Genomic DNA, 20897 nt, shown 5'->3' with positions numbered 1-20897 from the left:
GAGCGAGGTCACTGCTGTGCTTCGAGGAACTTCTCAAGGTCGTCGAGGACCAGCGCGCCGCCCTTCGGGCCAACGCCGGAGACCCAGTAGCTCGTGTCGACGAGCGTGACGGACGGGAACTCGCCGAGATTCTGCGTGATAGCGGCAGGGATGGTCGAGGTGTCATTCACGTCTGAGGTCACCACGAACAGGTAGTCGGCCTTGGCATCGGTGATGTTCTCTGGAGAGATGTCCGCCTGGAGTCCGTCCTGCCAGTCCTGATCGGGAATCGTCAGTCCGACGCACTCGATGGCGCTTCCCGCGAAAGAGACGGGACCGTACAAGCTCATGGTCGTCTCATCTCGCGGACGCAAGAGGTTGGCGGTCTTGCCGTCCACGGTGAACTCGTCCGCGATCTCCGCGCACCGGTCGTTGTATCCCGCCAGGAGCTTCTTGGTCTCGTCGACCTCACCGAGGGCCTCGCCGATCAATTCCACGTTCTCCTGCCACGGATCAGCCTGAGTGGCCATGAACACAGTCGGTGCAATGGCTTCCAGTTGCGCGTACAGCTTCGAATGGCGTGCCTCTGTGCCAAGGATGAGGTCTGGCTTCAACGCGGCGATGGCCTCCAGATCAGGCTCAGGTACCGTACCGACGGCCTCAACGCCGTCGACGCCCAAGTAGGCGGGAACGCCAGCGACGTTACTCGCCACGGCCGCGCCTACCGGGGTCTTACCCAGAGCCACGGCAGTGTCCAGCTGCACCGGCTCCAGCACCACGATGCGCTGCGGATCATCCGGCACCACGGTCGTCCCACGCGCGTGCTCCACACTGTGCGTGCCCGATGCCGTCGGCTCAGTGGACGACTCAGTGGTCCCTGCCTCAGCTTGTGAGCATCCCGCCAGGAGGAGTCCCGCCACAATGGTGGCCGACACGACCAGAAGACCTCTGCGGTATGTGGAAGACAGCATATGAAACCTCTCGAACAGACGGGGAAGGGCGCAGTAATCGCAACAGCCCCAACTCGTTATACTTAGGTGAGGCTCACCTAAGTATAACGATCATCAGATGAAGGGCACTACTCGGCCCATCTGGTGCAGCGCCAATCAGCATCATCCACTCGCTCCATCTCGCAGCTCGCGTGCGATACGACACGGGCGAGCGCCTGACGGGTGACATCTCCGAATTAGGCTTCGGAGGAACCAAGATGAAGACCCTCGAGAAGGAGTCCTGCCTGGGGGACCGGCTCGCCACCGACATCCCCGACGTCGGTGACGGCACATATGGCAAGACGCGCAATCGGGAAGTGCTCTGCTCAGAAGTCGTTGATGGTGGGCTTGCGTACCACTCAAGCGAACTCGTGTCTCCCGCGGTCGCGCGCACGGAGAACTGGCAGCTATCAACTGCTTCGAGGGTCGGCTGGTACGAGTAGGTCACGCAGTACGTGTTCGGTGCAGACGGCTCCAGCAGAGTCCGTCTCGGAGCCACCGGTGGCCTCTCGCCGCTCGACTACACCGACAAGAACCACGGCTCCGCAGTCGGGGAGGGCGACCACGATCACGCCGCAAGTCACTCCCGCAACGCCGTGTGGCGCGTGAACTGGGCGCTCGGCGGACCGGACGGCAAGGCCGTCGAGCATCTGGTGCACGCCCCGAGCGCAAGCGTTCAACGGAGAGTGCAAGAGGTTGTCCGCGACAAGTCGCTATCGAGCTCGTCTCGGCGGCTGGCGGCAGTGTCTGCAACTCGAGCCAGTTTCAGGCGGCGTCAGAACGCCCCACCCCGTCAGCCTCAGGTGGAGAGGTTGGCTTTGACCCACTCTCGTAGGGTTGTCGTCGAGATACCATGGTGGGCATTGAAAGTGTCCGCCTTGTCCCAGGCGACGCCGCGTCCCAGCGCGAATGCTGCGCGGTACTTTCGAGTCATGTTTTCGGGATCGGCGGCTAGCTCCGCCATAAGGGCTGGCGCGGACGATACCTGTAGTTTGAACGGGCGACCGAGTACCTCCTCTAGGGTCTCAGCCAGTTGGCCGTAGGTGATCGTGTCGCCAGCAACGTAGACAATCTCATTCTGAATGCGCGGCTCGGCGAAAAGGATCTCCGCGGTGAGTGCCCCAATGTCTTCCGGGGTGGTCACCGTTACCGCGGTTTCGGCTGTCCCGAGTGCGATGACGGTGTCGTTCGGGAGATCGACCATTCCGGACCCCGGCTCGAAGAGGTAATTCATGAACATACCTGTAGAGATGATCACCCACTCGGTCTGATGTTGCGACCGGAGAAGGTCTCGCACGTCGAGCTGGGAGTCGAAGATATCCTGGGGACTACCTCGACCGATGACGTCGAAGTCGACGCCGAACTGCCACGGGAAGTATCGCGGGAGTTTCGCCAGCAATGCAGCCTGTGCGACCTTCATCGGGGCATCAAGGCCAGCTGTGATTCCGGTGCAGCCGATAACGGTGTCGTAGTTCGAGAAGAGCTCGGCAAGGTCGTCGATTGTGCTTTCCACCAGATCCCCCTGGACAATGCCGATCCCGAGTTCGCGGATCTCGGCAACGTCGCGCCGTTTCGACGACGCCGCGGAGCCGAGGGTGGAGCCCCGTAGCAATACGTCGACAGAGGATCCCTGAACATCCCTTGCTCGTCGGACGACACTGCGCAGAACCGGCATACCCAGTTCCCCTGCCCCAATGATGAGGATGTTACGCGAGACGCCGTTCCAGGTCGTTTGACCCATCATGTGCTCCTTCCTCCGGCCCCTCACGCGAGAGAGACCGGACACACCCTCGAGAGTAAACTTTGACATTACTGACAAGGTCAAGTGAGCATCGGCGGAGGACAGAAGAGATGAGGATCAGCGAGGCAGCGGCTGCGGTCGGAGCTCCGGCGCGTATGCTCCGCTACTACGAGCAGCAAGGGCTCATCGAGGCATCTAGGTCACCTAACGGATATCGCGACTATTCCGAGGCCCAGCTCGAGCAGGCTCGTCGCGTCCGCGCTCTCATTGAGGCGGGCCTCTCCACACGGATGATCAAGATTGTGCTGAGTATCGAACGACCCGAACCAGGCCGGGAGTCACAGCCTTGTAGTCGCGCCTTGGCGATAGAGCTTACACGTGAGCTGCAGGTCGTTGAAAGCCGCATCGCGTGTCTCGAGAAGAGCCGGGATGCGGTCATCGATTACATCGCACGCAGCGCGCACGCGGACCTGCTGGCCCCACGAACGGGCGTGCTACGCACGCTGGCCGAGGCCCCCGAGTAACCTACACAGGCCGCGGCCCGCCTGAGGGGCGGCGACAGACTGTCGGCCCTTGATGCTGCGACCTGCAAGAGCCTGACGCCAACGACGCGGCTCAGAGATCTCCTTGTTCGGACTACACGGTGCCGCTCGCCATAGCGTGAGGTTGGGATCGACTTCGGAGCCGCCACGCACGAAAACCTAGAGGAGCCAGCGCGTCCATCCCAGAGCCGAGCCTGAAATGAGATTGCTGGCGACATGTGCTGCGGCAAGAGAAGCAAAGCCGATTGCCCAGGTGATCCATACTCGGCCGTTGGATCTGTGGACGCGCACGCTGGTGAGCACGATGATGACGAGAAGTGCAACAGGAGCAACCCACCCGAGGATGTCCCCGGCGTAGCCCATTTCGTAGTTGCAGCTGTTTGTGTAGCCGCACTGTTGTCCCATGTGCAGGAAGTTGTGCCACCAGGCTAAGGTCCCGCCGGCGGCCAGAAACACCACGGACGCGGCAACCGTCAGCAGGGTGAATCTGACGGTGTGACGCGTCTGCGGTGCTTTGGCGTGTGCCTCGGACATGCGCCTCAGCTTAGCCCCGCCCTGATAACCCGACTCCCTCCTGGCACCAGCGGTCGTACGAGTATCAAATAGGAGGGGAGTCGCTACTGACCGTGGAGGTCGCCGTGGTCGACGGTGTGGACCTCATGCTCGCGATGGACGCTGGTCGGCTCACGCGGACCGATCCCCGGGTTCTGAATCAGGAGGACGGGGCGTTCCGGGAGACGTTCATGGTCGCCCGTGCCCTGCATTCTTTTCCATGACCCACAAGGCCAACTCAAGGAAGAGGATGGAGACGAGCATGACGCCTAAGCGACGCACTGTCGTCACGCCGCTGGCGGGCTTCAAAGGCTGCGACAACATGCGCGGGCACCGCACCGCGTGAGTTGAGCCGGGCCGTGGAAAGAAGTGTGCGGTTGCCGTCATCGGCTGCTGGCGGTGCCGACGCTACTTCGCCAGCAGCCAGACGCGTTGGAGAGGAAGATCTGTGCGGATCTCTTCAGGCAGCTTCTCGTATGTGCGAAGGACGGCGTTGAGGACATCCAACGAGTTCCATAGGCGGACGCGAAAACGCTCACGCTGCAGCGATTGCCGCGCGGGGCCCGAGACGCCGTCCCATGCCACGAGAAGGCCCTGCTCGGCGCCGACGTGGTGCATTGTTCCCAATAAGTCGCGAACGACGGAATCGGAGACTTGTCCACCGGACTTCACTTGCACGATGAGCTTCGGTGAGTCCATGCCCAGGATTCCGCTACCAGCAACAATGTCGACGCCACCATCGGCACCACCCGTGGATGCCTCGCAGACGAAACCTTCCGCTTCGAGCACGGCTGAAACGAGGGCTGTGAGCTGATGCCCTGTGAATGTCTCAGAGATGTGGGTCAGTATCTGGTCTCGTGCTTGCTCAGCGATGTTCGGAGCATTCTCCGGCTCGTCAACATCATCGCTCGGCGCTGGCCCTGACTGCAGTGACGGGGATGGTTCGTACGGCAACTGGCCCGGGTCGGTACGAGTGGCCATGAGGACTTCAAGCCGCTCCACGGCGTGCCCGCGGCTGGGCGCGAAGATCGTGAGTGCGCTTCCCAGCGTGAACCGTAGGTCTTCCTTGATGGCCGAGCGTGGCAGGTCGGTTACAGTCCACTCCACCCGAATGACATGCCGTCGGCTAGGGTCTTTCTCCTCGGCCTGATAGGCGTACCCATGAGTGACTCGCCCGATGGCGACCTCGCCTGTCGTCTTCAGCGGCAGGGCCATAATGTCGCCGGGTTCAATGCGTCCACGGAGTGCCCAAAGTTGGCCGGTGTAGTTCGCCCGTAGCGCGGCAGAGCTGTTCGGAAGCGCACCGTCGACGACCTTCTGAACGTCTCCCCGTGACTGGCAGCGAGTCAGGTCTGGGATTTCGTCCCAACCACCACCCGTGATACCTCCGGCCAAGGCCCATGCGTCGCGTTCGCCGTACTTCCCGGTGCGCACCACCCATGCTGATGTCATCGTCAACCTCCCATGATGAGCATGGCATGCCCGAGGCAGCCAGGTCCGATCGTGGCGCGTAGGAGAGCGCTCCGCATGTGGGCCTGCGCTTCGCGACCTCTGGGTCCCAAGGTGCTGGTCCAACCGCTGGATGCAGCACGGAGTAGTGCGCCGGAAAGCCGGCACTCAAAGTTGGCCCCTTCGGCCGGGAAACTGCTGTGCGGATGAAGAGCGCGAGTGCCTGTGCGTCTCCATCCAGACGCTCACCCACCGGTGATCGTGTCAACAACATCATGAGGGAACTCAGCTAGCGGATGCCCGCCGTGAGGGTTTCGATCTGTTTCGCGTCTTGCTCGGCCGTTTGGGGGAGCCCGGTTGCATCGGGGCGGGTCTGCCACGGCTGCGGCCCCCGTTGGGGCCGATACTCGACTCCGAGCGCCTTGAGGCGCTGGAGGTGACCAGACAGGGCATTTTGGAACTGGTCATAGTAGGGGGTGCCGTCGCGCCAGAGCGCGTCGGCGATGGCGCACAGCCGTGGGAAGGCCATGTATTCGAGCGTGCGAATCGAGTCGATATTCTCAGTCCAGATGTTTGCTTGCCCACCAAGAATCAAGTGGTGGGCGTCGGGAGAGAGCCCGTCGGGGATGGGCTCGAACGAGTAGGTGCGGTGCAGGTCGACAACGGATCCGAAGGGGATGGGTTCGTTCGGGTCCTCTGACTGCCGGTAGTCGAGGTAGGTGGTTGTCGTCGGGGCAGCGATCACGTGGTGCCCGCGTTCCGCGGCGATCCGTGCGACTCGTGTGCCACGCCATGCGGTGATGGCGACGCTAGTGGAGATGTCTGTTTCGAGGAGCTCGTCCCATCCAACGAGCCGGCGGCCGTGGGCTTGCACGTGCTCGGCGATCTTCTGTGTGAACCAGCCTTGCAGTTGCTCAACGGAGGAGAGTCCACGGTGCTCTAAGAGTTCCTGGGTGCGGGCATCTGCGCTCCATTGGGTGGTGGGGCATTCATCGCCCCCGATGGATATGTAGGGGCCGGGGAAGATGCTAAGCACATGGTCGACGACGGAGAACGCGAACTCGATCGTTGCCTCTTCCATATTGAGGACATGGTCGCTGACTCCCCACCGGGTTCCGACCGCGACGGGTGAGCCAGTGACCCCGAACTCGGGGTAGGCGGCCAGGACAGATTGCACATGCCCAGGGAGGTCGATCTCGGGCATGATCGTGATCGCACGCTGCGCGGCGTAGGCGACGATCTCCCGAAGATCGGCGTCGCTGTAGTAACCGCCATGAGGTCGACCGTCAGAGGCGGCGGTCTCGCCGGCACCCAATGGCGTCTCGGTGCGCCAACTGCTCACCTGGGTGAGGAGCGGGTACCCGGGAACTTCCATCCGCCACCCCTGGTCATCCGTGAGGTGCAGGTGCAGAACGTTCATCTTGTGCAGGGCGAACAGGTCGATGAGGCGGAGCAGTTCGTGCTTCGGGAAAAAGTGACGTGCAACGTCGACGAGAACGCCCCGCCAGGGGAAGCGTGGCTCGTCCTCAATGGTCACCGCTGGGATCGTGTACGCCCGCTTCGCGCGTCCCGCTCGGAAGACCTCCGGGGGGAGGAGCTGCAGGAGCGTGGTCGTTCCAAAGAGCAGACCTTCGGCGCTGCCCCCTGTGATCTTAATGCCACTGTCTCTCACAGTCAGCGTGTAATGCTCTGGGGCGAGGAAGGCGTCAACCTGCAGGTGAATCGAGCCCTGATCCGGTTGGGGCACTGCGCTTGGCGCTCCCAACGGTAGCCATTGGGTCAGCCAGTCGACGGCCATGGAGCCGGCGTCGTCGGCGATCACAGGCGTCAAAGGACTCAGCACGAATTCTCCGCGTTCGGCGCGCATGGATCTCGGGCGGGGGATCACGCTCTGCACTGTCGTCCGTCCTTTCTGTGGGGTCGTGTCGGCGTCGACGGATTTGTATCTAGTTGAAGATATTACGACAGATCGACATGGGAGCTGGCTGGTGCCCAGCGTTGGTGGCGCTTGCAATAAGTTCCGATCTGTGTTTTATTCAGTGACACGCGAACGAAGGAGTGAGTGGTGAGCAGCACGACACGGGCACTTCCTGCCCATCCGATCAGGGAACTTCGAGTGACCCGCTCGCTGTCGCAGGAGAAGACGAGGGCGCAGAACAAGACGGTTCTTCTGCAGTCGCTTTTCCGGGACGGCGCGAGTACACGGGCGGAACTCGCCCGTCAGCACGGTTTGTCTCCTGTTGTCGTGTCGGACCTCGTCACCGAGTTGCTGGTCGACGGGATTGTGGAAGACATGGGGGTGCGACCCAACCGGGGGGCGGGGAAGCCCGCCACGTTGTTCTCGCTTCGGGATTCTGCATTCCAAATCGTCGCCGTCAGCATCGCCGATGAGGAACGGTTCGTCGGCGTAGTCACAAACCTGCGAGGGCACGTCTTGCACCGGGCGGAAGCAGAGGTGGGAACCAGAGACGCGGAGGGGGCGCGGGTTCTCGTCGCGGACCTTGTGGCCCGGCTGGTGGAAATGGCGACGGCGCCCGTGCTGGGGGTCGGGATCGGCACACAAGGTGTGGTCACCAACGAGCAGGTCGTGCGGGTGAGTAGTGCCTTCGGATGGAGCAACGAGTCGCTTGTCGATGATGTGCGTCGCACTTACTCCGGCCCCGTCCATCTCATCAACGATGCGCGTGCGGCTGCGTTGGCGGTGCACACCTACCGGGAGACGCCCGAAGATTCTCTGCTTCTCATCACCTTGGATCGAGGCGTGGGGGCGGGGCTCATCATCGGTGGTGCCCTCGTCCAGGGAACGCATTCGTTGGCGGGAGAGATTGGTCACATCGTCATCGACGAGAACGGGCCGCGATGCCCCTGTGGGCAGAATGGCTGCCTCGACCTGGTCGTGTCCGTCCCGCATCTTCGACGCCGGATGACCGAGTCCCGCTCTTCCGCGGCACTGGAGAGTGCAGCACGCGTTCTGGGCCGCGCTCTCGCCCCGATGATCGCCGTGACGGGAGTGTCCGACATCTACATTGCCGGTGCAGTGGACGTCGTGACGTCCTCGTTCCTCCACACTGTGCGGGAGACCGCGTCGACACGAGTGTTCGGGATCCTCGCCGACACGGTCTCCGTCTCGGCGGCACCCGGTGGCGAGGATCTTGTGCTGCTCGGGGCGGCAGCAACAGTGCTGTCGGCAGAGCTCGGCGTGTCTTGACATCCCTACCGCAGCACCCCATGACGTACCAAAACCATCTGTCCTCATAGCAACCTTCGCTGTACATCGATTGCACCCGCCTCACACCAAGGAGTATTCATGCACGCACGCACGATCCGACTCGCTTCTGCCGCATCCCTGGGAGTACTTCTCCTCGCCGGTTGTGCTCCCGCCGGCGCGAACGACGCCAGCTCCGAGGGCACGCTCACTTACTGGTCGATGTGGACCGAGGGGGAACCCCAGGCGAAGGTCATCCAGACCGCGATTGACGACTTCGAGGACAAAACCGGTGTCACCGTTGATGTTGAATGGCAAGGTCGAAAAGTTCTCGACCAGGTCACAGCAGGATTGGCGGCGGGCACCGCTCCGGACCTCGTCGACCAGTCGTTTGATCGCCTCGGGCCGGCACTCAATTCTCAGAACGCGCTGCTGAGTCTCGACTCCGTCTGGGCTGCGAAGAACGCAGACGGTGACACCGTCTCCGACGCAGTTGATCAGACCTATGTGGAGAATCTGCCGACCTTCGGGGGCGACGCGGCGGACTACCTTTTCCCGTACACCGTGTCCACGATCTCCCTGTTCTACAACGGTGCCAGCCCTTACGTGTCAGCGCCACCGGCGACATACCAGGACATCCTCGACAGTTGCGCCGCAGCGAAAGCAGACGGTGTCGGATGCATTGTGAGCGACGCCGATGCGATCTGGGCGGCCGAATACTGGTTCGACTATCTGTACAACCGCAATTCGAACGACGCGAGCTTCGCGGATCTCACCTCAGACGAATCCGGCAAGCTGTGGGACGACGCTGCAGCCCAGAAGACGGCCGAACAGATCGCTGAGCTGATCTCGCTCGGGTACATGGTGCCAAGCTATGACGCGAGCCAGTATCCCGCGGGCGGCAACAACTGGGCTCAGGGGCAGGGAGATCCTTCGTCTCTGCTGTCACCCAGCTGCCCGTCAGGTAGAAGACTCTGGATGCCGGGAAATTGGCGCCGACATACTCCCAATTGGCGCTGACGAGTGAGGGCGCTGACGCACTGTCCATCGTTCCGTTCGGGTTCGCGGTGCCCCAGGCAGCAAAGAACAGTGACGCTGCGAAAGACTTCATCGCCTTCTTCTCCACGCCGAAGTACGAGGGGGCAATCGCGACCGATGCGGGAAACCTGACTGCAATCAAGGACGGTCCGGCGCCTACGAACCTCGAGAGCGTCCAGACGCTGCTCAACAACGTTCCTACGCGCACGGTGTTCGATGGCGTGTCTGGGGAGTACTTCGCGAAGGTCTTCGATCCCGCGTTCGGCGATCTCTGGCTCGGCAAGTCCACTCCCGCACAGTTCCTCTCCACGCTCGAGGGAACGCAGGCGCAGTTCTGGGAGACTCAGCCGTGACCGTTCCTGCCGCGCCTCTGGTGAGGGGTGCGCACGTTCGCTCGCGTCGTACTGCTCGTCAGGGGCCTGCATCACCCTTGGAGCGTCTGCGTCGGCCCATCTTCTGGCCCTTCGTGACCCCGGCGCTGCTGATCATGGTTCTGTTCTACCTGGCACCCATCGTCTTCGTCGTGTGGTTGAGTCTTCACCGGTGGGCGGGGTACGGCCCCATGGAGTATGTCGGTTTTGCCAACTATGTCACGATCTCGAAAGATCCTACGTTCGTGACATCGATCGTGAACACGCTGAAGATTCTGTTCATCGTCGGCATCGTCACTTTCGCCCTGGCATTCGCGCTCACCATGGCCCTACGCCGCATGCGCGGTCGTTTCTTTGCTCGCTCCGTACTCTTCTTCCCCAACCTCATCAACTCCCTCGTCTTCGCCGTCTTCGCGGGAATGCTTTTCAACCCTCAGGGCCTCGTGAACAACGTTCTCGCTGCCTTGGGGGTTGATACTCCACCGAAATGGCTTGCCGCCGACAATCAGTTCACACTGATCATGGTGATCCTCGCGTGGGGAGCTACCGGCTACTTCACAAGCATCATCATGTCTGCTGTTGACCAGATCCCGGACTACTACTACGAGGCCGCACAGTTGGATGGGGCTGGCCCCCTGCGACAATTCTTTACAGTGACTTTGCCTCTCTCGTGGGATGTCGTCACGGTGTGTGCCGTGCTGTGGACGATGAGCTCCGTCAAAGTCTTCGAACTGATCCTGGTCTTCGGCGGGAGCCGGGCCTCAACCCCTAACGCGGGCAACTGGACGACGTCCCTGTACGTGTATCTCAGCGCGTTCCAATCGAATGGTGGTCGCGCTTTCGGTGTCGCGGCTGCCGCAGCTCTGGTCAGCTTGCTCATGGTCGTCGTGCTCACGTTTGGTCTTCGACGTGCGATGCGCCGCGAATCCCTGGAGTTCTAACACGAATGATTCCCACAACAACGCAGCTCGACACGCACGCGGTCACCACGGCCCAGAACAGGACCCGGCGCCCTCTCGGTCGGCATCGTATCTCGCCCGCCGCGGTTCTGGGGCGGACCTTCATCTGGTTGCTCGTGGGCTTCAACATTTTCCTCGTCGTCTGGCTCGGTGTGAACGCGTTCCGATCGACCGCCGACTATCTCAAGAGCCCCCTGGGGCTCCCCAGCCCGCCAACGACACGGAACTTCGCCGCAGCGTGGGATGTGGGAAGTTTCGGAACGGCGTTCGTCAATTCCGTGACCGTCACAGTGCTCACGGCCTTGATCTGCCTCGCCATCTCCGCCCCGGCCGCCTACGTTCTGAGTAGATCCGCCCGCCGAATCTCTTCTCGGCTGACTCTGGTTTTCGTGCTCGGACTGGGAGTCCCCAGCCAGGTGCTGCTCATCCCCATCTATGTCGGTCTCGCCCAAACTCAGCAGGCCACGGGGATCCCGCTGCTCAATAGCTTGCTCGGTCTCACGATTGTCAACGTCGCCCTCAACGTCCCGTTCACGGTGTTCCTTCTCACCGGCTTCTTCGCATCCCTGCCGGGCGAAATCGAAGAGGCTGCCGCGCTGGACGGCGCGAGCGCCCTGCGCACCTTCCTTCTCATCATGTTGCCGCTCGCACGCAACGGGCTCACCACGGCGGGCATTCTCGCGGCGATTGGAACATGGAACGAGACTATGTTCGCCCTCGTACTTCTCACCGAACAGCCCAGTCGTACCCTCCCTATCGCACTGATTCAGCTCATGGACTCCGCTACCTTCAACGGGGCGGATTGGGGCATGGTCTTCGCCGGGATCACTCTTATGGTGTTCCCCATGCTGCTGGTGTACACCTGGCTTGGCCGACGCATCGTCGAAGGCATGACGGTTGGAGCGGGGAAGTGACACTCGCCACTCACCGCGAACGTCCGACAGGGGCGAGCATTCTGCTTCTCGTCTTGCCTCTCACCCTGCTCGAATGCTCGGCCGCTCCGACCCCGCCCGGCACGGACGACGCTGCGGGCCCGGGGGAGGGGCTCTCTCTGTCCGTCATCGTAGACCCCGCTAACCCGGACTCCCGGTCCCAAGTCGTTGTCGCCCTCAGCATGGCCTCGCAGTTCGACGCCCAGGGGCTCACCGTCAACTTCGTCCCGGCTACGCCCTATCCGGGTACCAGCGATGACTGGATGAATCTTCAGTACGACTGGGGTCTGAACAGAGAGGGCGTAGCGATCCTCCCTCTTCCAGATGACCCGACCGACAACAGCACGATGGCCGACCTCGCAACACTGCGAAACGCGGACGGCACCGTGATCACCCAATGGACCCTCAACGCACTCGCTCGGCACGCCAACTTGTCGACGTCGCAACTCACGCGACTGTTCAACGCATCGCTCGGCGCGCCACCTATCGCGGTGATTCAACGCATCCGCGCCGAACGAATGGCGGACTTCCTCGTCAACACGAACATGAGCGTCGCGGAATTCGCAGCCTAGTGAGCCCAGACACCGAGGGCAGTTGAACTGCCCTCGACCCCTCGCGCGCAGGATCACGGATCGGAGTTCTGGCCCGGAATATCAGCGATCTGGAGCATCTGTGCCGGAGACAATTACATCGAGATCCATGCACCTATACGATGCTTAGCACCTGAGTTAGCACTTCCGTCCCTACCACGCGTTGGGCTGGGAGCGGGGCTGGGCGGATCAGCAAGGGCCAGATGGCTCGCTGGTCTTGGATTCCCTAGAGCTTTCGACAGCGGCCAGAAAAGTTCCACCCGTGGTTGGCATCGCACTGACGAGGCGTCTTCATAGCGTTGAAGTGGATCGAGATTCACTGTGTGAAGTCGGAGGTTGTCGTGAGCATTCAGGTGCGGTCGTTGAGCAAGCGGTATGGGAAGAACTGGGCGGTTCGAGATCTCTCGTTCGAGGTGCTGCCGGGCCGGGTGACCGGGTTCCTCGGGCCGAACGGTGCGGGCAAGTCGACGACGATGCGTTCGATCGTTGGTCTGGCTCGGCCGACCTCGGGTGATGCGCTGATCGGTGGGCAGCGGTATGCGAGCCTGCGCGCGCCGCTGCGCGAGGTTGGCACCCTGTTGGATGCGAAGTCCGCGCACCGCTCCCGGCGAGCGGTCGATCATCTGCATACCGTCGCAACGACGCACGGGATATCCCGACAGCGCGTCGACGAGGTGATCGGACTGGCGGGGCTTGAGAGCGTCGCGAAACGCAAGGCCGGGAAGTTCTCGCTCGGCATGAGCCAGCGGCTCGGGATCGCGGTCGCGCTGCTGGGCGATCCGCACACGCTGATCCTCGACGAGCCGGTGAACGGCCTCGATCCCGAGGGCGTGACCTGGATGCGCAACCTGCTCACGCGTCTGGCGGCGGAGGGGCGCACCGTGTTCCTGTCCTCGCATCTGCTCAGCGAGCTGGCGCTCGTGGCCGAACACGTCGTGGTGATCGGGCGCGGTGAGTTGATCGCCGATGCACCGATCTCGGAGTTGACCGCGAAGGATGAGCGCGTGCGTGTGCGCACCGGACGGCTCGGCGAGTTGCTGCGGCTGCTCGCCGGGCCAGGCGTGACCTCGACTTCCCGTGACGCGACGTCGGCGGAGATCACGGGGGTGCCGGTCGAGACGATCGCGCAGCAGGCCGCGGCTGCCGGGATCGTGCTGCTCGAACTCGCGCCAGTTCAGCGCACGCTGGAGGAGGCGTACACCGAACTGACGAGCGATGCCGTCGAGTATCGGGCCGGTTCCGACCGCGGGAGCGCCTCGTGACGATGACAGCGACGGAGCGCGTTCGGATGACGCCGGGTCGTGTGATGCGGGCGGAGTGGGTGAAGTTCGGCACGCTTGTCTCGAATCCGCTCACGGTGCTCGTCGCGTTCCTGCTGATCGCGGCGCTCGCGGTGGTGCTCGTCTGGGCGCGCAGCACCGAGTCGGCGGTTCCGACGATGACGGAACTGCTCACCGGGGCGTCGTGGGCTCAGATGCTCGTCGCGGTGCTCGCGGCCGTATTCGCCTGCACCGAGTGGTCGTCCGGCACGAGCCAGGTGACGTTTCTCGCCGCGCCGACCCGGTGGCCGGTGCTGGTCGGCAAGGCGATCGTGATGGGCGTGACCGCGTTCCTCGCCGGTTCCCTCGGAGCCGCGGCAGCACTCATCGCCGGCGCTGCCGGTGGCGTCGATGTCGAGGCGGACCTTCAGCTCACGACCCGGCTCGTGTTCGGCACCGGCGTCTATCTGGCAGGGATCGCGATCCTTGCCGTCGGGATCGGCGTGATCGTGCGCAATCTGATCGCGGGCATTTTGACGGTGATCGGATTCATCTGGGTTTTGCCACTGGCGATCACCCTCATCCCGTGGGAGCCGCTGCAGCACATCGTCCCGTATTTGCCCTCTCCCGCCGGCGGCCTGCTGATCGCCGCCGAGAACCCGGTCTCGAATCTCACCCCCTGGGGCGGCGGCCTAGTGCTGCTCGCCTGGGCGGCCGCCGGACTGGTCGCCGCTGCACTCGTGCTCCGTCGCCGCGACGTCTGAGCCGGAGGAAGGAACTCACCATGAATCGTGGAACCACGCACACCACAGGGCGCTCCGCCTGGGTTGGCGCGATCAGCGCGGAAGTCCTGAAGCTCTGGTCGCTGCTGTCCAATCGCATCCTGCTCCTGGCCGCCGTGATCATGATTGTCGGCTCCGGCGGCATGCTCTCGCTCGGCATGGTGGCACGACTCACCGATGACCGTTTCGCGGGGCAGGAGATCGCGGCAACGCCGATGATGTTCGTCGACAGCGTGCTCTGGGCGCAGGTCATCGTCGCGATCGTCGCCGTGCTCGCCGTCACCAACGAGTACACCTCCGGCCAGGTCCGGCTCTCGCTCCTGGCGCTGCCGACCCGCATCCCCTGGTTGGCTGCCAAGGCGTTCGTGCTCGGCATCGCCGGGTTCCTCGTCGGCGTCGTCGGCTCGGCGATCGCACTCGGCATCTCCGCCGCAGTGCTCACCGGCACCCAGGTGCACTACGAGATCGCCTTCGACGAGACCGCCGTCCTGAGCCTCAAGTCTGGACTGTATCTCGCGGTGATCACGATCCTCGCCGTCGGCGTGACCGCGCTGGTCCGACACGTCGTCGCCGGGCTCATCGCTGTGCTGGCGCTGCTGATCGTGCTGCCGCCGGTGCTGTCCTCGATCCCTGGGATCAGCGATGCCGCCGACTTCCTCCCGACCATCGCCGGGCGCCGCCTGATCTCCGATTTCGAGACCGTCGCACAGCTCGCCCCGTGGGCCGGCTTCGGCGTGCTCGCCATCTGGGCCGCCGCCGCGCTCCTCCTGTCCGGCGTGCTGCTGAAGACCCGCGACGCCTGACCCTCGGAACGACCAAGAAAAGGACTGAATCCCATGAACCCCGTCGACCTCATCGGACCCGCCATCGCGATCCTCGCCGGCCTGCTCATTCTGTGGTGGGGCATCGCATGTCTGACCGCGCGGTTCCCGCGCAATCTGGTGCTCGGCTACCGCACCCGCGCCGCACTAACCAGCAAGGCCGCCTGGGATGCCGCGCACCGCGGCTACGCTCCCTTCCTAATCGGCGGCGGCCTCCTGCTGGCGCTGTCCGGCGCGATCGCGATCATCCTGGTCCTCGCAGACGCCACTGAGCTCGTCGGACCTGCGATCACGGTCGGGATCATCGCGCTCCTGGCCGGGCTCATCATCGGCGGGATCCTCGCGCACGGAGCGCTACGTCGGCATCTCACGCAGACTGAATAGATGACGACGCGATCGGCACCTCGCGGGCTGGAGAGGGGGCGGGCATGACCGAGAGTCAGAGCATGCGCCTCGCCGACTTACAGCGACCGCCGTGGGCGCCGCTGGCCTGGCTGCGGCGGCATCCGGTCGTAGTCGATGTGATCGTGGTGCTCGTCGCCTGCGTTCCGTCCTTGGTTGCGATGATCTACCGCTCGGGCGACCTGGGCTGGTGGGGCTACCCGCTGCTCGCGATCACGGCCGCCGCGCTGCTGTTGCGCCGCCGATGGCCGCTGACGATGCTCGTCGTCGTCGCGATCTCCTGCGCCGCCAGTCCGCTGGCCCAGCCGGGATTTGGCTACCCGATGATCCCGTTCGCGTTCGCTCTCTACGCCGTCGCTTCGCTCCAGCCCCCGACCCGTGCGTTCATCGGGTATGGCGTCGGCCTCGCTTCAACGGTGCTCGCGACGATCCCGTACTCGCTGAGCGGCACGACTCCGCCACTTGTCGCGCTCCTGGACCCGTTCGCGCTCATCGCCCTGATCATCGGGCTCGTGGTGCGAGGGCAGCGTGAGCGCCGTATCGCACTCCACAAACTCGTGAACGAGCGCATCGAGAACGCCGCGAGCGCGGAACGTGCGCGGATCGCCGCCGAGATGCACGATGTGGTGGCGCACTCCATCTCCGTCATGGTCGCCCTCGCCAACGGTGCCGACGCAGGGTGGAGCGCCCACCCGGAACGAGCCCGCGCCGCAGTCGGCAAGATCGCCATCGTCGGCAGGGACGCGCTCACTGACATCCACCGCGTCCTGCACATCCTCCGAGGCGCGGATGCCGAGCTGCACGACAGCCTGCACGAGTCCGGGCTGAACCTGCCTACCTTGGAAGCACTCGCCGCGACGTATCGAGACGCCGGCCTCCCCGTCGAGCTGACTTGGCACGGTCGCCAACTGCCGGACGACCCCGCGTTGCGGATCGCCGTCTACCGCATCGTGCAGGAAGCCCTCACGAACACGCTCCGCCACGCGACCGGCGCGAGTGGAGCCACCGTGACGGTCACCACGACGGAGGATGAGGTCGCCGTCGAGGTGACCGACGACGGAGCGCCGTCCCGCGGCGAGCGCGCGACCGGGCACGGACTGACCGGCATCACCGAGCGGGCTCGTCGCCACGGCGGGGACAGTGCAGCGGGCCCGCTGCCCGGTCGTGGCTGGCGCACTCATGCGACTCTCCGCATCGGAGGGGCAGATGCCTGAGTCGCCCGGCATTACCGTGCTCGTCGTAGACGACCAGCCGCTCGCCCGCGAGGGCAACGCGCTCGTGCTCGATTCCGCTCCCGGCATCCGCGTAATCGGTGAGGCCGCCGACGGTCACGAGGCTATCCGGATGGCGGCCGACCTCGAACCCGACATCATCCTGATGGACGTGCGGATGCCGGGCATGGACGGCATCCAGGCCACCCGCGGCATCATCGACCGCGGGTTGCGCAGCCGCGTGATTGTGCTGACCACGTTCGACCTGGACGAGTACGCCTTCGGCGCGCTCCGCGCCGGAGCCAGCGCCTTCCTCGTCAAGACCGCGACCCATCAAGAGCTCGTAGGCGCCGTGCGCGTGGTGGCAGGAGGCGCCGCGATCGTGACGCCGCGCATCACCCGGCAGCTCATCGACGCCTACACCGGCCGGGATCGGCCCGTCGCCACCGATCAACCCCTCTCGGTGCTGTCTCCCCGAGAGCGCGATGTGTTCGAGGCGATCGCGGCGGGGCTCTCCAACAGCGAGATCAGCGCAACGCTGCATCTGTCGCCCGCGACCATCAAGACGCACGTCAACCGCATCTTTGCCAAGCTCGGCCTCCGCGACCGTGTGCACGCAGTCATCTTCGCCCACCAACTCGGACTTCCCATCGGCTCTGCCACAGACCCCTCGACCCTGACTTAGCCCGCGCTATCTGCTGCTCTCCAAGCTCCCATCCGACTCACGCCTTCATCACCTGCTCCTCTGAATGGGCGCGGGCTACGACCCGTATTGGATGGTCTTGCGTCGAGGTGCGAAACACCCGGTCAGGTCGACGATCTTGGGCCGAAAATGTAGGTGGGATTGCGGCGAATACCACATGCAATCTCTGACGCCACTACCGGGCATCAGCGGTGGGGGAGGTGAACTGTTCCGTTCCCCCTCGCACGAGATCGTGAATAGTTGTTCTGCCGCATGATCCCGCGGATTCTGCGGCGCACGCCTGTGGATACCTCCACCGCGATACCCCGACCTACAGGTTGCTTAGCACTTTCGTTAGCACTTTCGCGCTGATGTGGTCCTGGGTCACGGACCGGCTTCGGCGCTCAGGCGGCAGGCAGGGCTGACGTATGACGGCTTCAAACCGCGACGCGGGTACGGCATCTGGGCTGATGTGTGGGGTACGGGTCAATCGTCTCCGTTCGTATCGCGGAGTGCCATGATGACGGTTGCGACGAGTGGGGTGGCGATCGTGATGAGCAGGATCGGCAGCCAGGGTACGGTCAGCGCCCATGCCCCCTTCTCGACGACAGCGTCGGCCGCGATGCTTGCGGCGATTGTGACCCCAAGGATGATCCCGGCGAGGCTGCCGGTGACGCTCCCCAGCACGCCGACGATGAGTGTGGTGAAGCCGCTGATCCGGCGGCGGCTTCCGCGGGGCGCTCCGACATCTCGGAGGACGCGAAGGTCGCGCCGCATGTCGGTCAGGGCGATGCGAGCTGTGCCGATGGTCGCAGTGAGGGCGATCAGGGCTGCGCTGACTGTCAATGTGGTGAGCGCGGTTGAGAGTCCGGCATTGACGTAGTCGCGAGCGGTGGCGACATGGTGGACACCGAGTAAGAGCAGCCGGCCTCGGAGTTCATCGACTTCGGTCTCCGCGAGCACGGTGGTCGCGGTGGCGATCATCCCGACGCGCTCGACCACGGGGCCGTGATCGGAGAAGGGCTTCTCGGAGAGCATCTCTGGCGGGATGAATGCCGCCCATTGCTGCGAGGGCCAGTCCATGACGATCGCATCCGCGATCAGAGTGTCGATGGTGATAGGTTCTGGCGGGTTCTCGTAGAAGTTTTCGCCGCGGTCCCGGGCTTGATCCAACTGCTCTCGCCATTGGGTGAGGCCATCGTGGTCGTCTTCCATGATGCCGAGGTGGGCGGTGCCGTCTGGCCAGAGGTCGATGGGGCGGGTGAGGACGATCTGGCCGGAGCGGAGTGCTTGGGCTGCTTCCTCGGCGCCGGGCAGCCCGAGGCCGGTGACCAGGGTGCCGTCGTCGACGACGAGGTTCGTGTGGTCTGTCGAGTCCCAAGTGGGCTGTTTGTTGATGTCGGAGAGCGGCTTGTCAATCAAGCAGTTCATCCCGTTCACGTCGGCTCGGCCGTCCTGATCGGGGCTGCTGGCGTTGTACTGGTTGTATTCCTCAGTGAAGTCCGCCCATACGGGACACTCGGTGTCCGGGTCGATGAGCAGGCGCGGGAAGGCGTCGCCGTTGAGGCTGAGCATGTCGACGTCGATGAGCTCGGTTCCGGGAAGGAACTCAGCGAGTACATTGGCGATCCGTGCCCGCTGTTCGGCCCCGGTGACGGTCGACTCCGCGCCAGCGCTGCTTTCACTGCTTGAGGTCTCGAACGGGTTCTCACTTCCCGATGAGTCCGTGTAGAAGCCGTCGTAGATCATCACGGTCCCGGTGGCGGCGCGGGGATGCCATTCCGCGGCGGCGGTGGCGTACTGGGTGGCGGTGACGACCGAGACAGCGACAGCGAGGGCGACCGCGGCAGCGATCCCGGTGATCGTGGGAATCGTCCGGTCAGCGCGACGGGCCGTGTCACGGATCGCGATCCGCTCGGGAGTGGGCGTGTGACGCGCGATCCTGCTGAGCACGGGCAGAAGGCCGCGGACAGCGAGGATCAGCACGATCGTGGCGAGCGGCCCGACCAACAGCAGCCAGACGCGAACACCGGTCACCGCCGTCACCACGAGAAGAGCGATGGTCAGAGCCGAGAGAACCACGATGAGTACGCCTCGGGTGCGGGGCTCGCGGTCCGTCACCTCGGCAGTGTCACGCAGGGAGGCGACGGGGTCTTCTTGGGCGGCACGTCGCGCAGGTCCACGCGCAGCGACAAGGGCGACAAACACACCGAATGCGAGTAACAGAACCAGATCGATGCCCGGCACGATCAGGTTCGGAAAAGCTGTGCTTCCTGCCGATTGAGCGACGGCGACCACCACCCCGGCGACAGTAACGCCGAGCAGCACGCCGATGACCGAACCGATCACTGCAACGATGAACGTGCTGCGGAGCATGACCCCGACGATGTCGCGCCCGGTCGCGCCCTGCGCGGCGAGCAGCCCGTAGTCCCGGCGAGACTGTCGAGCGCCGATCGCGAACACCGGCCCGATCAAGAGCGCGACGAGAGTTCCGCCGACCAGCACGGCTACGGTGACGAGAATCGCTACGCCCAGGCGGGCGTCCGCTTCGACGGCGGCTCCGTCCCGGTACATGGGCACGTCCGTCGCGGCGGGAGGGTCGAGGACCACATCGCGACTGATGGTGACGAACCCGGCATCGTTCAGTGCCAGCACGCCCGACCAGCCCATTGGCGCGCCGTCCACGAACCACACCGGTCGTGCGCCGTCGAGATAACTCGACCCTTCCACCAGAAGCGACGCCTCGGCGAGCGCAATGTCGAAGCCGAGGGGGTTGTTCTCGTGGATGCCGACAAGCGTCAGCGATGTCATACGATCGGCAGAGTCGGCGCTGCCCTCGAACGGGTCGCCGACGGACAGATCAAGCCGTTCTGCGACTGTGCGGCTCACTGACACCTCACCGCGGGTGTCTGGGAGGCGGCCCTGCCAGATGTCGATCACTCCATTCAGGAGTGGATCAGTCAATGGTCCTTGCAGAGCCACCATCCCATCGGTGAGGGAAGCGCCCGACCGCAGCACGACGACTCCAGTGTGCGTCTTGAGCAGGCGAGTGTCTGAAGGAAGAAGGTCTTGTAGTCGCGTTTCGACCGCAGTGACGGGAGCGTCTGCGCCAGCGGTGATTCCCGCATCCGCGCGCGGTGTTTGCTGCTGTACCTCGTCGCCCCACCACTGCACACGAGCGGCGGCACTGTCGCCCAGGGTGCGCTGGGCGTAGCCGGCGTCGCTCACCTCTGCCGAACGCCACAATACGTCCACGGCCGTTCCGGCGCCAACCGTAATCGCGATGACCAGCACCGCGAGCACGAACCGCGGAAGATTCCGGCGGATGTCCCGCCGCGCGAGGCGAAACATCAAAGATCGGCGACCACGGCGACCGCTTCCCCTGGTCGCATC

General features: G+C 64.1%; 20 protein-coding genes. 14 read left to right on the top strand and 6 right to left on the bottom strand.

The features are described 5' to 3' along the window. Window positions 1-8: 8 nt before the first annotated feature. Entirely contained in the window at window positions 9-950 is a 942-nt protein-coding gene (locus tag LQ566_RS08825; RefSeq protein ID WP_231091244.1) for an ABC transporter substrate-binding protein, read from the bottom strand. Window positions 951-1186: 236 nt separating this feature from the next. On the opposite strand from LQ566_RS08825, the gene LQ566_RS08820 reads away from it, so the two are divergent. After that, entirely contained in the window at window positions 1187-1411 is a 225-nt protein-coding gene (locus LQ566_RS08820) for a hypothetical protein (protein WP_231091243.1), read from the top strand. Between the two features lie 356 nt (window positions 1412-1767). Here LQ566_RS08820 and LQ566_RS08815 read toward each other — a convergent pair whose 3' ends face one another. Then, complete coding sequence (locus tag LQ566_RS08815; protein ID WP_231091242.1) at window positions 1768-2709, bottom strand: aromatic alcohol reductase; 942 nt, start codon at window positions 2707-2709, stop codon at window positions 1768-1770. A 110-nt stretch (window positions 2710-2819) separates the two neighbouring features. Here LQ566_RS08815 and LQ566_RS08810 point away from each other — a divergent pair, with 110 nt between their 5' ends. Then, window positions 2820-3233 (top strand): MerR family transcriptional regulator, encoded by a 414-nt coding sequence (locus LQ566_RS08810; RefSeq protein ID WP_231091241.1) that lies wholly within the window; start codon window positions 2820-2822, stop codon window positions 3231-3233. Between the two features lie 177 nt (window positions 3234-3410). Here LQ566_RS08810 and LQ566_RS08805 read toward each other — a convergent pair whose 3' ends face one another. From LQ566_RS08805 to LQ566_RS08795, 3 genes are all read right to left on the bottom strand, one after another. Beyond that, window positions 3411-3785, bottom strand: a complete 375-nt coding sequence (locus LQ566_RS08805) for a hypothetical protein (RefSeq protein WP_231091240.1) — start codon at window positions 3783-3785, stop codon at window positions 3411-3413. A 426-nt stretch (window positions 3786-4211) separates the two neighbouring features. Continuing rightward, entirely contained in the window at window positions 4212-5255 is a 1044-nt protein-coding gene (locus tag LQ566_RS08800) for a restriction endonuclease (protein WP_231091404.1), read from the bottom strand. A 286-nt stretch (window positions 5256-5541) separates the two neighbouring features. After that, complete coding sequence (locus LQ566_RS08795) at window positions 5542-7149, bottom strand: beta-N-acetylhexosaminidase (RefSeq protein WP_231091239.1); 1608 nt, start codon at window positions 7147-7149, stop codon at window positions 5542-5544. A gap of 219 nt (window positions 7150-7368) precedes the next feature. Here LQ566_RS08795 and LQ566_RS08790 point away from each other — a divergent pair, with 219 nt between their 5' ends. From LQ566_RS08790 to LQ566_RS08735, 12 genes are all read left to right on the top strand, one after another. Continuing rightward, window positions 7369-8460 carry an ROK family protein gene (locus tag LQ566_RS08790; RefSeq protein WP_231091238.1) on the top strand — a complete coding sequence of 364 codons (1092 nt, stop codon included), beginning with the start codon at window positions 7369-7371 and terminating at the stop codon, window positions 8458-8460. A 99-nt stretch (window positions 8461-8559) separates the two neighbouring features. Beyond that, window positions 8560-9477 (top strand): ABC transporter substrate-binding protein, encoded by a 918-nt coding sequence (locus LQ566_RS08785; RefSeq protein ID WP_231091237.1) that lies wholly within the window; start codon window positions 8560-8562, stop codon window positions 9475-9477. 47 nt (window positions 9478-9524) lie between these two features. Continuing rightward, window positions 9525-9848 carry a type 2 periplasmic-binding domain-containing protein gene (locus LQ566_RS08780; protein WP_231091236.1) on the top strand — a complete coding sequence of 108 codons (324 nt, stop codon included), beginning with the start codon at window positions 9525-9527 and terminating at the stop codon, window positions 9846-9848. Further along, window positions 9845-10807 carry a carbohydrate ABC transporter permease gene (locus LQ566_RS08775; protein ID WP_231091235.1) on the top strand — a complete coding sequence of 321 codons (963 nt, stop codon included), beginning with the start codon at window positions 9845-9847 and terminating at the stop codon, window positions 10805-10807. The genes LQ566_RS08780 and LQ566_RS08775 overlap by 4 nt, the downstream gene beginning before the upstream one ends. 134 nt (window positions 10808-10941) lie before the next feature. Beyond that, window positions 10942-11739, top strand: coding sequence for a carbohydrate ABC transporter permease (locus LQ566_RS08770; RefSeq protein WP_231091234.1), 798 nt, complete (start codon window positions 10942-10944; stop codon window positions 11737-11739). Further along, entirely contained in the window at window positions 11736-12329 is a 594-nt protein-coding gene (locus LQ566_RS17650; RefSeq protein WP_231091233.1) for a helix-turn-helix domain-containing protein, read from the top strand. The genes LQ566_RS08770 and LQ566_RS17650 overlap by 4 nt, the downstream gene beginning before the upstream one ends. A gap of 317 nt (window positions 12330-12646) precedes the next feature. After that, window positions 12647-13609, top strand: coding sequence for an ABC transporter ATP-binding protein (locus LQ566_RS08760; protein WP_269142797.1), 963 nt, complete (start codon window positions 12647-12649; stop codon window positions 13607-13609). Next, window positions 13606-14370, top strand: coding sequence for an ABC transporter permease (locus LQ566_RS08755; protein ID WP_231091232.1), 765 nt, complete (start codon window positions 13606-13608; stop codon window positions 14368-14370). Before LQ566_RS08760 ends, LQ566_RS08755 begins: the two co-directional genes overlap by 4 nt. A 20-nt stretch (window positions 14371-14390) precedes the next feature. After that, window positions 14391-15191, top strand: a complete 801-nt coding sequence (locus LQ566_RS08750) for a hypothetical protein (protein ID WP_231091231.1) — start codon at window positions 14391-14393, stop codon at window positions 15189-15191. 33 nt (window positions 15192-15224) lie between these two features. Continuing rightward, window positions 15225-15593, top strand: a complete 369-nt coding sequence (locus tag LQ566_RS08745; protein WP_231091230.1) for an SdpI family protein — start codon at window positions 15225-15227, stop codon at window positions 15591-15593. 44 nt (window positions 15594-15637) lie between these two features. Then, window positions 15638-16825: a sensor histidine kinase gene (locus LQ566_RS08740; protein WP_231091229.1), complete on the top strand. Its 1188-nt coding sequence runs from the start codon at window positions 15638-15640 to the stop codon at window positions 16823-16825. Next, window positions 16818-17507, top strand: coding sequence for a response regulator (locus tag LQ566_RS08735; protein ID WP_231091228.1), 690 nt, complete (start codon window positions 16818-16820; stop codon window positions 17505-17507). Before LQ566_RS08740 ends, LQ566_RS08735 begins: the two co-directional genes overlap by 8 nt. Before the next feature lie 483 nt (window positions 17508-17990). Here LQ566_RS08735 and LQ566_RS08730 read toward each other — a convergent pair whose 3' ends face one another. Next, window positions 17991-20855, bottom strand: a complete 2865-nt coding sequence (locus tag LQ566_RS08730) for an FtsX-like permease family protein (protein WP_231091227.1) — start codon at window positions 20853-20855, stop codon at window positions 17991-17993. Window positions 20856-20897 lie beyond the last annotated feature (42 nt).

Source organism: Microbacterium nymphoidis, assembly GCF_021044885.1.
Taxonomy (GTDB): Bacteria; Actinomycetota; Actinomycetes; order Actinomycetales; family Microbacteriaceae; genus Microbacterium; species Microbacterium nymphoidis.
This window is presented reverse-complemented; position numbering and strand designations above follow the sequence as displayed.